General features: G+C 59.5%; 13 protein-coding genes and 1 riboswitch. Of the genes, 2 read left to right on the top strand and 11 right to left on the bottom strand.

Features of this window, described 5'->3' with window-relative positions:
* Nucleotides 1-38: 38 nt before the first annotated feature.
* From ACVWZ0_RS07550 to moaA, 6 genes are all read right to left on the bottom strand, one after another.
* Nucleotides 39-1,127, bottom strand: coding sequence for a DUF1615 domain-containing protein (locus tag ACVWZ0_RS07550; protein ID WP_253454829.1), 1,089 nt, complete (start codon nucleotides 1,125-1,127; stop codon nucleotides 39-41).
* Nucleotides 1,128-1,249: 122 nt separating this feature from the next.
* Complete coding sequence (gene moaE, locus ACVWZ0_RS07545; protein ID WP_125288839.1) at nucleotides 1,250-1,702, bottom strand: molybdopterin synthase catalytic subunit MoaE; 453 nt, start codon at nucleotides 1,700-1,702, stop codon at nucleotides 1,250-1,252.
* Nucleotide 1,703: 1 nt separating this feature from the next.
* Complete coding sequence (gene moaD, locus ACVWZ0_RS07540; RefSeq protein WP_253454830.1) at nucleotides 1,704-1,949, bottom strand: molybdopterin synthase sulfur carrier subunit; 246 nt, start codon at nucleotides 1,947-1,949, stop codon at nucleotides 1,704-1,706.
* The gene (moaC, locus tag ACVWZ0_RS07535; RefSeq protein ID WP_253454831.1) at nucleotides 1,942-2,427 is read right to left on the bottom strand and encodes a cyclic pyranopterin monophosphate synthase MoaC; all 486 of its coding nucleotides are present in this window, start codon (nucleotides 2,425-2,427) and stop codon (nucleotides 1,942-1,944) included. The genes moaD and moaC overlap by 8 nt, the downstream gene beginning before the upstream one ends.
* A gap of 3 nt (nucleotides 2,428-2,430) precedes the next feature.
* Nucleotides 2,431-2,946 (bottom strand): molybdenum cofactor biosynthesis protein B, encoded by a 516-nt coding sequence (gene moaB / locus ACVWZ0_RS07530; protein WP_253454832.1) that lies wholly within the window; start codon nucleotides 2,944-2,946, stop codon nucleotides 2,431-2,433.
* 15 nt (nucleotides 2,947-2,961) lie between these two features.
* A complete protein-coding gene (gene moaA, locus ACVWZ0_RS07525) occupies nucleotides 2,962-3,951 on the bottom strand; it encodes a GTP 3',8-cyclase MoaA (protein ID WP_253461063.1) in 990 nt (329 codons plus the stop codon).
* Nucleotides 3,938-4,071: riboswitch (molybdenum cofactor riboswitch) on the bottom strand. It overlaps the preceding gene by 14 nt.
* 177 nt (nucleotides 4,072-4,248) lie before the next feature.
* Here moaA and ACVWZ0_RS07520 point away from each other — a divergent pair.
* Nucleotides 4,249-5,157: a gluconeogenesis factor YvcK family protein gene (locus ACVWZ0_RS07520; RefSeq protein ID WP_253454833.1), complete on the top strand. Its 909-nt coding sequence runs from the start codon at nucleotides 4,249-4,251 to the stop codon at nucleotides 5,155-5,157.
* A gap of 53 nt (nucleotides 5,158-5,210) precedes the next feature.
* On the opposite strand, the gene uvrB is transcribed toward ACVWZ0_RS07520, so the two are convergent.
* Nucleotides 5,211-7,232 (bottom strand): excinuclease ABC subunit UvrB, encoded by a 2,022-nt coding sequence (uvrB, locus tag ACVWZ0_RS07515; protein ID WP_253454834.1) that lies wholly within the window; start codon nucleotides 7,230-7,232, stop codon nucleotides 5,211-5,213.
* 897 nt (nucleotides 7,233-8,129) lie between these two features.
* On the opposite strand from uvrB, the gene ACVWZ0_RS07510 reads away from it, so the two are divergent.
* Nucleotides 8,130-8,846, top strand: coding sequence for an ABC transporter ATP-binding protein (locus ACVWZ0_RS07510; protein ID WP_253454835.1), 717 nt, complete (start codon nucleotides 8,130-8,132; stop codon nucleotides 8,844-8,846).
* A 35-nt stretch (nucleotides 8,847-8,881) separates the two neighbouring features.
* Here the strand turns inward: ACVWZ0_RS07510 and bioD are convergent, their stop codons facing one another.
* From bioD to bioB, 4 genes are read right to left on the bottom strand one after another with little or no spacing between them, the layout of a single operon-like run.
* Entirely contained in the window at nucleotides 8,882-9,553 is a 672-nt protein-coding gene (gene bioD, locus ACVWZ0_RS07505; RefSeq protein WP_253454836.1) for a dethiobiotin synthase, read from the bottom strand.
* Nucleotides 9,546-10,304 (bottom strand): malonyl-ACP O-methyltransferase BioC, encoded by a 759-nt coding sequence (gene bioC, locus ACVWZ0_RS07500; protein WP_253454837.1) that lies wholly within the window; start codon nucleotides 10,302-10,304, stop codon nucleotides 9,546-9,548. Before bioC ends, bioD begins: the two co-directional genes overlap by 8 nt.
* Nucleotides 10,285-11,439, bottom strand: coding sequence for an 8-amino-7-oxononanoate synthase (gene bioF / locus ACVWZ0_RS07495; RefSeq protein ID WP_253454838.1), 1,155 nt, complete (start codon nucleotides 11,437-11,439; stop codon nucleotides 10,285-10,287). Before bioF ends, bioC begins: the two co-directional genes overlap by 20 nt.
* Nucleotides 11,440-12,471 carry a biotin synthase BioB gene (gene bioB / locus ACVWZ0_RS07490; RefSeq protein ID WP_253454839.1) on the bottom strand — a complete coding sequence of 344 codons (1,032 nt, stop codon included), beginning with the start codon at nucleotides 12,469-12,471 and terminating at the stop codon, nucleotides 11,440-11,442.
* Nucleotides 12,472-12,487: the final 16 nt, after the last annotated feature.

Below are 12,487 nucleotides of genomic sequence, written 5' to 3'. Positions count from 1 at the left end.
AAGGACAGTAGCAAAGCGCAATATTTAACCATATCGACTTAGTTTGCCCGTCCCAGACAGCTTTGATAACGTCCGTCCACGCGCTGCGCGAACCAGGCGGTAGTCAGACTGCGGGTAATTTTCGGGCTTTCCAGCTTAATACCGGGCAGCATCTCGCGCGGCTGACGCCTGCCGGCATTTTTATCCGCCCGGGCAAACACCTGCTGCCATAAGTCGGTTTTTTCAAACGCCAGCGTTTCGCCTTTCTCCAGCGCGCTGCGGATGGCGCCGTCGCTTAACCCTAAGTGCAACGCCCGTACCGCCAGCTCGGTGGAGCCGGCCGCATCCGAACCGTACTGGATCAAATCGCCGTCCAGCGCCAGTTTAATGCCGCTAAGCCGCGCCACGGCAGCCTGAAACGCCGCGTTGCGGCTGGCATACCAGCCCGCGTTAAAATCCGCGAAGCGGTAAAGCGTTTTGCTGTAGTTAGCCGGATAGCCAAGCAGATGGCGGGTGCCGAACCAGACGCCGCCGCGACGGCTGAACACTTCCCGACGAATAGTGCCATCGATCGGGTAAGGGTAGCCATCGGCATGGGCCTCGGCAAAGGCAATGCTGACCTGCATCGGGCCGCCGGTGTGGATAGGGTTGAGGTTGCCAAACAGCGTCTGCCCCATCGGCACCATATTGATAAAATCATCAAAAATGGCGCTCAGCTCTTTTTCGCTGCGCACCTTGTCCAGCCTGTCGGTATAGCTCTCGCCGTTCGGCGATTTGATCCGCAGCGCGGTACGCACCACGAAGGAGGGAATATGCAGCTTGCCCGCGCGGCGGTCGATTTCGCCCCAGGCGATTTTCGGCAGGCCCGGCACGCTGGCGTTAGCATTAAAGGTGGTTTCCTGATCGGCGACGGCAATAACGGCGCAGACGTTGCTGACGGAAGGATCGAGCTTCTGGCTGGTGAACGCGGCGAAGATGTCGTCAGTCCAGCCCTGACGATCGCTGACTTTGGACGGCAGCAGCCGGGTGATCTGCGCTTTTACATCGGCCGGGCGCCGCTCGGGCAGCTTCTTTTCAGGTTGAGTGCTACAGCCTGCCAGCACCAGCAAGGCCAGCAGCGACAGACGTTTAACGGCGGAGTAAACCATGACTTTCCCTGTGTAAAAAAAATTTACCTCAAGGTTACACAGCGAAACATGATTAATCCATCAGAGCGGGCTAAAACAGCCCCCGGAACGGCCCGCCCTTGCCGACCGGCGGCAAAGAACCGCTATGCCCAGCGCGAGGCGGCTTCTTTATCGCTGTCGCGGGCATCAACCCAGCGCTCGCCTTCCGGCGTGGCTTCTCTTTTCCAGAACGGCGCGCGGGTTTTCAGATAATCCATAATAAATTCCGCCGCCGCAAAAGCCGCGCCTCGATGTGCGCCGCTGACGCCAACCAGCACGATTTCATCGCCGGGAAACAGCTCGCCGATACGATGGATCACCGTCACGCGCTGCATTGGCCAGCGTTCGCGCGCTTCGGCCACGATCTCCGCCAGCGCCTTTTCGGTCATCCCCGGATAATGCTCCAGCGTCAGCGCAGAAACGTTATCGCCCAGGTTGTGATTGCGCACTTTGCCGGTAAAGGTCACCACGGCGCCATCTTCATCACAGGCGGCCAGCCAGCGGTACTCTTCGGCCATCTCAAACGGCGCCTGCCCTACTCTGATCCGGGTTTCCATTTTAACCTCCGGTTACCGGTGGGAAAAACGCGACCTCGTCGCCCGCTTTCAGCGGATGCTGGGCGGAAACCAAAGTCTGATTGACCGCCGCCAGCAGCTTGTCTGACGAGAGCGCCAGCGACCAGCGATCGCCTCGCTGCGCCAGTGCCGCACGCAGCGCTTCCACGGTGGCGTAGTCTTCGGTAACGCTGATGCTGTCGGTGCCGACCAGCTCGCGCACCTGCGCAAAAAAAAGGACGTTAATCATGCTTATCCGCCTTAAAATCGCCGGATTTGCCGCCGCTTTTGCTCAGCAGTCGGCACTGTTCAATGCTGATATCTTTCTGCACCGCTTTGCACATGTCGTAAATGGTCAGCGCGGCCACCGAGGCCGCCGTCAGCGCCTCCATCTCTACGCCGGTTTTGCCGGTCAGACGGCACAGCGATTCGATACGCACGCGGCTGTTGGCGGTATCGGCGCTCAGCGTCACTTCGACCTTGCTTAGCAGCAGCGGATGGCACAGCGGGATCAGCTCCCAGGTACGCTTGGCGGCCTGAATACCCGCAATGCGCGCCGTGGCGAAGACATCGCCCTTGTGATGGCTGCCGTCCAGGATCATCTGGAGCGTATCGGGATGCATCACCACAAAGGCTTCCGCACGCGCTTCACGTACGGTGTCGTTTTTGGCGGAGACATCCACCATGTGCGCCTCGCCGGAGGCGTTAATATGGGTCAGTTGGGACATAGTTCAGGGCTTCTTCAGGTGCGAGACAAAATTACAGGGACGAGTGCGGGCGTCGAGCTGATCGCGGATAATGCTTTCCCAGGCGCTTTGACAGGCGCGGGTGGAGCCGGGAACGGCAAAAATCACCGTCTGGTTGGCCATGCCCGCGACGGCGCGCGACTGAATGGTCGCGCTGCCGACATCTTCCCAGGAAACCATGCGGAACAGCTCGCCAAAGCCGTCGATTTCACGATCGAACAGCGGCAGCAGCGCTTCCGGCGTGCTGTTTTTGCTGTTAAAGCCCGTCCCGCCGTTCACGATCACCACCTGGACATCCGCGCTGGCGATCCAGCTGGAGACCACGGCGCGAATGCGGTAGCGGTTGTCTTTCACCAGCGCGTGATCCAGCACCTGATGCCCGGCTTCCGCCAGCGCTTCACGCAGATAGTCGCCCGAGGTATCTTCCGCCGCGTCGCGGCTGTCGGAGACGGTCAACACCGCCACGTTAAGCGGGATAAATTCCGCCGTCGATTTTGCCATTGTAGACTCCATGCGTTAGCCGCCGATAAAAGAGAGATTCTGCGTGATGCCGGTGTTGCCCTGATGCAGAAAATGCGTCTGCTTTTTGGTTTTCAGGCTGGCGGCAATGCGCGCCTGCAACTCTGCCTGCTGATCGTCGCTTTGCAGCAGATCGCGCAGCGACACGCCACCATCGCCAAACAGACAGAGGTGCAGCTTGCCGACGGCCGACACGCGCAGGCGGTTACAGCTGGCGCAGAAATTTTTCTCGTAGGGCATGATCAGGCCGATTTCACCGGCATAGTCCGGATGGCAGAACACCTGCGCCGGGCCGTCGCTGCGCCCGCGTAGCTGGCGAACCCAGCCCTGCTGGAGCAGCTGGTCGCGGATCACCTCGCCTGATACGTGGTGATTACGGAACAGATCGCCGCCTTCGCCGGTTTCCATCAGCTCAATAAAGCGTAGCTGGATTGGCCGGTCGCGGATCCAGTCAAGGAAGGTTTGCAGGCTGTGATGGTTAACGTCGCGCATCAGCACGGTGTTGACTTTGACCTTGCTGAAGCCTGCGTCAAAGGCCGCGTCAATACCCGCCATGACCTGATGGAATTTGTCCTGACCGGTGATAGCGTGAAACTGACGGGCATCAAGGCTGTCGATGCTGACGTTCAGCGCCGTCAGCCCCGCTTCACGCCAGGACGCCACGTCACGCGCCAGCCGGTAGCCGTTAGTGGTGACCGCCAGCTGACGAATAGCGCTGTTTTCGCGCACCGCGGCGATAATGTCGGTAAAATCGCGACGCAGCGAAGGTTCACCGCCCGTCAGGCGCACCTTTTCCGTGCCCGCCGCCGCAAAGGCACGGGTGACGCGCCGGATTTCATCCAGCGAGAGGAAGCTTTTGTTGGTGACGCCCTGCGGCTTGTAGCCATCCGGCAGGCAATAGGTACAGCGGAAATTACAAACGTCCGTGATCGACAGGCGCAGATAGTAAAAGCTGCGGTCGAAATTATCAGTAAATTGTGACACCAGAACACCTTTCCAAATATCGGGAGATGCAGGCATTTCTTTCTGCACCCTGGCAACGTAAAGTTGCGGCCAAAGCACCCTATCCGAAGACTTAGGCGCCAGGGCTAAGTGTGACTTACCGGTATGGTAAGCCATGGTAGTAAAAGTCTACTGCTAACGAAGCGCGGTTGCCAGTAAGGAATTTCGCTATGTATTTTGATATATAACGTTTTTTTACCGCCGTTTTACGGCACCTTAGCGTAAAATAAGGCAAAAACCACTGACAGGCTGGCTGCACTGTTAACATATTGAAGGAATTTTATGCGTAACCGTACTCTGGCCGATCTCGATCGCGTCGTGGCGCTTGGCGGCGGGCATGGCCTGGGCCGTGTTTTATCCGCGCTGTCGTCGCTCGGCTCACGCCTGACCGGCATTGTCACGACCACCGATAACGGCGGCTCCACGGGACGTATTCGTCATGCGGAAGGCGGCATCGCCTGGGGTGATATGCGCAACTGCCTGAACCAGCTGATTACCGAACCCAGCGTGGCCTCCGCCATGTTCGAGTATCGCTTCGGTGGCCAGGGCGAGCTGGCCGGACATAACCTGGGTAATCTGATGCTGAAAGCGCTGGATCACCTGAGCGTGCGGCCGATCGAGGCGATCAATCTGATCCGCAGTTTGCTGAAGGTGGATGCTTTTCTGATCCCCATGTCCGAACAGCCGGTCGACCTGATAGCCCTTGACGATCGGGGTCAGCAGGTTTACGGCGAAACGGCGATCGACAAGCTTGCCATGCCGCCGCGCGAGCTGCTGCTTTCGGCCAGAGCCAACGCGACCAAAGAAGCGGTTGAGGCAATCCACGAGGCCGACCTGATCCTGATTGGGCCAGGCAGTTTCTATACCAGCCTGATGCCGGTGCTGCTGCTGCCGGATATGGCGCAGGCGCTCAGACGCACGCCCGCGCCGATGGTGTTTATCGGTAATCTGGGCAAAGAGCTTAGCCCGGCGGCGGCACAGCTGACGCTGGCGGATAAGCTGACCGTCATGGAAAAATATATCGGCAGGAAGGTGATTGATGCCGTCGTGGTCGGCCCGCATGTGGATACTACGGGCGTCAGCGAACGCCTGATCGTGCAGGAGCCGCTGGAGGCGGCGGATATCAAATACCGCCACGACCGCCAGCTGCTGCACAGCGCGCTGGAGCAAGCGATCCAGCGACTGGGCTAGCGCGCCGAAACCCTTGCTCCCAGGACGAGACGGCGACGGCCTGGTGCCGCGTCTCAGGAAGCGGCAATAAACAGCTCGCGTACCTGATGCAGCTGATCGCGTACGTTGGCGGCCTCTTCGAACTCCAGGTTTTTGGCGTGCTCCTGCATTTTCGTTTCCAGCTCGCGGATACGCTTCTGCAACCCTTTTGGCGATAAATCGACCACCGCCGCATCGCCCTCCACCACATCGCGAGGCGATTTAAGGCGTTTCGGTTTATTTTTGTTGATGCCCTGGCCCAGCTCCAGAATGTCGGCGATCTTCTTGTTGAGCGCCTGCGGCACAATGCCTTTTTCCTTGTTGTAGATCTCCTGCTTCTCGCGGCGACGTTCAGTTTCGCCAATCGCCCTTTCCATCGACGGCGTAATTTTATCGCCGTAGAGAATAGCCTTGCCGTTAACGTTACGCGCGGCGCGACCGATAGTCTGGATCAGCGAGCGTTCGGAACGCAGGAAGCCCTCTTTGTCGGCATCCAGGATCGCCACCAGCGAAACTTCCGGCATATCCAGACCCTCACGCAGCAGGTTGATGCCGACCAGCACGTCAAACTTGCCGAGGCGAAGGTCGCGAATGATCTCCACACGCTCTACGGTGTCGATATCCGAGTGCAGATAGCGCACCCGCTCGCCGTGCTCGGTCAGGTATTCCGTTAAATCTTCCGCCATACGCTTGGTCAGCACCGTCACCAGCACGCGCTCGTCGATTGCCACGCGCTTGCGGATTTCCGACAGCAGATCGTCAACCTGAGTAGCGACCGGCCGCACTTCGATCAGCGGATCCAACAGGCCGGTCGGACGCACCACCTGATCCACCACTTCGCCGCCCGATTTTTCCAGCTCGTACTTGCCTGGCGTGGCGGAAACATAGATGGTCTGCGGCGCCAGCGCCTCGAACTCTTCAAACTTCATCGGACGGTTATCCAGCGCCGACGGCAGGCGGAAGCCGTACTCCACCAGCGTTTCTTTACGCGCCCGGTCGCCGCGATACATGCCGCCGATCTGCGGGATGGTGACGTGCGATTCGTCAATCACCAACAGGCCATCCGCCGGCAGATAGTCAAACAGTGTCGGCGGCGCCTCGCCAGGCCCACGGCCGGAAAGGTAGCGCGAGTAGTTCTCAATGCCCGAGCAGTAGCCCAGCTCGTTCATCATTTCTAAATCGAACTGCGTGCGCTGGGAAATACGCTGTTCTTCCAGCAGCTTATTGTTCGCCAGCAGCGTTTTACGGCGATCGGCCAGCTCGACTTTAATGTCTTCCATCGCCTGTATGATGCGCTCGCGCGGCGTCACGTAGTGCGTCTTTGGATAGATGGTATAGCGCGGGATCACCGAGGTGATCTGGCCCGTCAGCGGGTCGAAAATCGACAGCCGTTCGACCTCTTCGTCAAACAGCTCGACGCGCAGCGCATAGTCGTCCGATTCCGCCGGGAAGATATCGATCACTTCGCCGCGTACGCGGAAAGTCCCGCGCTGAAAAGCCTGGTCGTTGCGGCTGTATTGCAGCTCCGCCAGACGCCGCAGAATGGCGCGCTGATCGATAACCATACCGCGCGTCAAATGCAGCATCATTTTCAGATAGGAATCCGGATCGCCCAGGCCGTAAATCGCCGACACCGACGCCACCACGATGACATCCCGACGCTCCAGCAGCGCTTTGGTCGCCGACAGACGCATCTGTTCAATATGCTCGTTAACGGAGGCGTCCTTTTCGATAAAGGTATCCGAACTGGGCACGTAGGCTTCCGGCTGATAGTAGTCGTAGTAGGAGACGAAATACTCCACGGCGTTTTCCGGAAAGAATTCCTTCATCTCCCCGTAAAGTTGCGCCGCTAAGGTTTTATTCGGCGCCAGCACCATCGTAGGCCGATTGAGATCGGCGATGACGTTGGCAACGGTAAACGTTTTGCCCGACCCCGTTACGCCGAGCAGCGTCTGATGCGCCAGTCCATCCTGCAGCCCTTCTTCAAGGCGGCGAATGGCTTCAGGCTGATCGCCGGAAGGTTGAAAGGCGGAATTAAGTTTAAAGACTTTGCTCATTGCATGGCTACCTGATGATGAAAAGCGCGGACAGGGTGGTAATTTTACTCTGCTATGACGATTTTGCCAGCAAAAAATACTGGATATATCTCCAGTTATCGATTAGAACAAAGGGAAGGCAGCGCGCGTGTGGGCCAACAGCGTTGAACGGATGCTTAAGCGGCAAGAAAGTGAAGAGGTTATCCCCAGCCGGACTGAAACTTTAACATTTGTCAAGACATCCTGACAAAATGGCGCGGGCAAAATATGCTGCGATCCTTCCCCGCTTGATTTTCACTAACGCCTTGAAATTTAATGCAATGTTATTTCAGCCGAGTTTAGCACCAACTCAAGCTTAAGCCGCGCCGGCTCTCGCCTTTTACAGGTTTTCAGTCATTCATACACATGGTTATCCACAGGAATGGTGGATAACTGATTTCAACGCCCAACCCGTCTGCTGTGTATAAAATGCAGCGTCCTGTGAGCGCGTACGCAAAAAAAATTTTTTCCTTAAATTTTTTACCTGTCCTGCGCGGTCTTGTCCGACCTGAAGCATACTTCTGCCTTCAGGGCTATCCCCATTAAGGCTTTTTTTTCAGCGGGTCGGGCGGCCGATCTGCCTTACAGGCAGGCGCCTGCACCATAAATGTTGGGTTTAGGGCACCATCAAAGTGCAGTCGGAAATTTCCGTCGGCAATTGTTAACCTTTTCTGACCAATTACCCGCCCTGCTTTCCTGATTTGCCGGTCGTTTTTTTCTGCATTTTAAAACCTGGCCTGCGAATTGCAGTTCCTGTTGACCGCCTCACGCTTTCAACATACCAGAGCGAGAAGCCCAAGCCATGGACGCTGCGTCCATGGTCAATCCTTCGTCACGCTACGAAGGCGCGCTCGAAAACTGTCTGGAGGAGAGTGTCAGATGCTGAGCTTACATGCGATAAATCAGTTTTACGGGCAGGATCATATTTTATGGGATGTGGATCTGGAACTGCCGCCGGGCACCTGTACGGGCGTGCTGGGAAGGCCGGGAATGGGGAAAACCACGCTGGTCAACTGCATTATGGGCCACCTGCCGATTAACAGCGGCACCATTATGTGGCAGGAAGGCAATCTGCCGCCGCAAAATCTGCTGCAGCAGCCGGTAGAAAAACGCGCGGCGCTCGGCATCGGCTATGTGCCTCAGGGGCGGCATATTTTCTCGCAGCTCAGCGTCGAGGAGAACTTGCAGATAGCGCTGCTGGCGGGCGCAGGACAACAGCGCCATCCGGCCATTCCGCCGATGGTTTTCGATCTTTTTCCCGCGCTTTATTCGCTTCGTCACCGGCGCAGCGGCGAACTGCCGCTCGATCAGCAGCAGCAGCTGGCGCTGGCCAGAGCGCTGGTGCTCCAGCCGAAGCTGCTGATCCTGGACGAGCCGACGGAGGGCATGTCGCCCTGGCTGGAAGAGGAGATGGGGAATTTGATCCATCGATTGAATCACGATTTCGGCTTGACCATTCTGCTGCTTGAGCAGCGGATCTCTTTTATCCGTAAGGTGGCGGACTATTTCCTGCTGCTGCATCGTGGGCGCAACGTGGCCCACGGCAGCGTGGCGCAGCTGGATGAGAGAATAGTCAACACCTGGCTTACCGTTTAGTCATGCCCTCCGGCGCGCTGCCAGAGGGCATCGCCTTATTCCGGCAGGCGCACGTAGTGACCAAGCCGGTCAAAATCGGCGCTGTCGGTGAGATAAGGGATTTCACCCAGCAGCGGCGCGGGCAGCCGCTGTTGCAGCGTCGCCATGTATTCCGCATGACGCCTGCCCGGCGGCTGCACCGTATTGGCTATCCAGCCAGCCAGACGCAGACCGCTGGCCGTGACGGCCTGCGCCGTCAGCATGGCGTGATTGATGCAGCCCAGCTTGACGCCGACCACCAGCACCACGGGCAGCTGTTCCAGCGTCACCCACTCCGCGAAGGTCGTCGTGGCTGAAAGCGGCGTAAACCAGCCGCCCGCGCCTTCGGTCAGCACCCACTCCGCCTGCTCGCGCAATGCCGCCAGGCCAGCCGAAAGCTGAGTAAACTCAATGGGCCTGCCCTCTTCCGCGCTGACGATATGCGGAGACGTCGGCTCCAGAAAGGCCAGCGGATTGATCTGCTCATAAGGCAGCGTCAGCACGCTGTTGCGCTGTAAAGCCAGCGCGTCGCTGTTGCGGATACCTTCCGCCGTCATTTCACAGCCGGAAGCAACGGGCTTATAGCCTACGCTGCGCAATCCGGCGGCGCGGGCAGCCTGCAACAGCGCGGTACTGGCGACCGTTTTCCCTACTTCCGTATCCGTTCCGGTAATAAACCAGCTACTCACAATCAATCACTCCATACAGCAGATGATAGCTGAGCAGGAAACCGCGCTCGTCGCGCGGCCAGCTCTGCGCCAGCTGACTCAGATGATGACGGCTCAGCAGGCCGTCACGGCGGCCCTGATGCAGATGCGTGGCGCCGATGCCCTTCAGCGAACGCAGCGCGCCGAGCACGTCCGGGAAAGCCAGCGTCTGCGTCTGCGTGATTAGCCGAAGCCCGAGCGAGCTTCCCGCTTCCGCTATTTGCGCCTCGCTCAGAAAACGGTTAACGGGCGCGGGCAGATCCAGCGCCTGCCAGGCCTGGTTAAGCTCGTTCAGCGAGCCGGCGGCCAGCGTTGAAAACAGCACCTGGCCGCCAGGCCGGGTCACGCGGCGCATTTCGGCCAGCGCCAGCCGTAAGTCGCTGCACCATTGCACGGCAAGGTTGCTCCAGCACACGTCGAAGGCGGCATCGGTAAAAGGCAGCGCTTCGATATCGCCCAGCTGATAGGCGTCGGCCGTGTCGCCAAGCCGCGCCTCGTTCAGCATGGCCGGAGAAAGATCCAGCGCGGTGACCTTGTTGCCCGCGCTGCGCCAGCGCTTGCTGAACCAGCCCGGCCCGCAGCCCGCATCCAGCACCTGCTTTTGCTCACGGCCGCGCGCCAGCGCAAAGAGTGCTTCGCCGCTCAGACGCTGCAGCTCCGCGTGCCGGTTGTAGCTCTGCGCCGCCCGGCCGAAGGCTCTGGCGATCGCCGCTTTATTGACCGTTTGCGTCATGCAGCGCCTCCAGCAGTCGTTGAATATCTTCTTCCTGATGCGCCGCGCTCAGCGTGATGCGCAGCCTCGCCGTTCCCGGCGGCACGGTGGGCGGGCGGATAGCCGTTACCCAGCATCCCCTTTCGCGCAGCCGTTCCGCCAGCCGCAGCGCCGCCTGCTCTTCACCTACCAGCAGCGGCTGAATAGCCGTTGAAGAAGGCAGGATCGCCAGCCCGCCAGCCGCCGCGCCTTCGCGAAACAGGCGGATATTCTTTTGCAGCCGCGCGCGCAGGTCGTCGCCCTGCTGTACGGCGCGTAAAGCCGTCTGGAGCGCGAAAGCCTGCGCGGGCGGCATCGCCGTGCTGTAGATCAGATGACGCGCGAACTGCAACAGGTAGTCCGCCGTCTCTTCGCTACAGAGCACTGCCGCGCCGCTCAGCCCAAATGCCTTGCCGAAAGTCACGATCAGCAGCTCCGGACGCACGTTCTGCTGCCAGCAGCTGCCGCGCCCCTGCTCGCCCGTTACGCCGATGCCGTGCGCATCGTCCACCAGCAGCCAGCCGTTGTGCAGAGCGGTAAGCTGATGCAGCTCTTGCAGCGGCGCGCTGTCGCCATCCATGCTGAAAACGCCTTCCGTCACCACCAGCGTTTCGCCGCCGTCGGCAGGGCTGAAGAGTTTCGCCAGCGCTTCCGGCTGATTGTGCGCAAAGCGGCGCAGCGTAGCCGGACTGAGCGAGGCCGCTTCCAGCAGCGAAGCGTGCGCCAGGCGATCGGCGAAGATGCGATCGTTTTTCTGCAGCATTGCGGCAATGATTGCCTGATTCGCCGCAAAGCCTGAAATAAACAGCAGCGCGCGCGGATAGCCCAGCCAGTCGGCCAGCTGCTGCTCAAACGCCTGATGAGGCGCGCCATAGCCGGTAACGTGACCCGATCCGCCTGCGCCGACGCCGTAGCGTTCGGCCCCCTGCTGCCAGGCGGCGATAACGTTCCGATCCCGGCTCAGCCCCAGATAGTCATTAGCGGAGAAGTTCAGGTAGCGACGGTCGTTCACGCACAGGGTGCGCACGTCGTCGTGCTGGCTGACGCGGCGCTGGCGAAACTGCTGCTTCTCCCGGCGCTCCGCAAGCGCCAGGCTGATGCGTTGTTGCCAGCCCATTTACACGGCCGCGTTATAGAACTGGTCGGTATCGGCATTCAGCAGCTGACCCGCCAGCGCCTGCTGCTGCTCGTTGTCGCCCGCTTCCGTGGTGGTGTGCGCCGGATTCAGGCCCAGCTTGCGGAACAGGATCAGATCCTTGTCCTCTTCCGGGTTCGGCGTGGTCAGCAGCTTGCAGCCGTAGAAAATCGAGTTAGCGCCAGCCATAAAGCACATCGCCTGCGTCTGCTCGCTCATCTGCTCGCGGCCGGCGGAAAGACGCACGTGGGAGGTCGGCATCATAATGCGCGCCACGGCGATGGTGCGGATAAAATCGAAAGGATCGACATCGTCGTTGTCGGCCAGCGGCGTGCCTTTGACCTTGACCAGCATGTTGATCGGCACGCTTTCCGGCGGCACCGGCAGGTTAGCCAGCTGCACCAGCAGACCGGCCCGATCGTTAACGGTTTCGCCCAGGCCGACGATGCCGCCGGAGCAGACTTTAATGCCCGCGTCGCGTACCTTGCCCAGCGTGTCCAGGCGCTCCTGATAGCTGCGGGTGGTGATAATGCTGCCGTAGAATTCCGGCGAGGTATCCAGGTTATGGTTGTAGAAATCCAGCCCGGCGTGCGCCAGCCGCTGCGCCTGCTCATCGCTCAGCGTGCCCAGCGTCATACAGGTTTCCAGCCCCATTGCTTTAACGCCTTTGACCATCTGCTCCAGATAAGGCATATCGCGTTCGTGCGGGTTTTTCCACGCCGCGCCCATGCAGAAGCGGTCAGATCCTGCGGCTTTGGCTTTGCGGGCAGAGGTCAGCACCTCTTCCACTTCCATCAGGCGCTCCGCTTCCAGGCCGGTTTTGTAGCGGGCGCTCTGCGGACAATATTTACAGTCTTCCGGACAGGCGCCGGTTTTGATCGACAGCAGCGTGCTGACCTGCACCTGACGCGGATCGAAATGTTGACGATGCACCTGCTGCGCTTCAAACATCAGCTCCAGAAAAGGCTTGTCGAAAAGGGCCTGGGCCTGGGCGACTGTCCAGCGATTTGCCATTGCTTGCTCCAAAAGA

This window comes from Erwinia sp. TECH1 (genome assembly GCF_054057575.1).
This window is presented reverse-complemented; position numbering and strand designations above follow the sequence as displayed.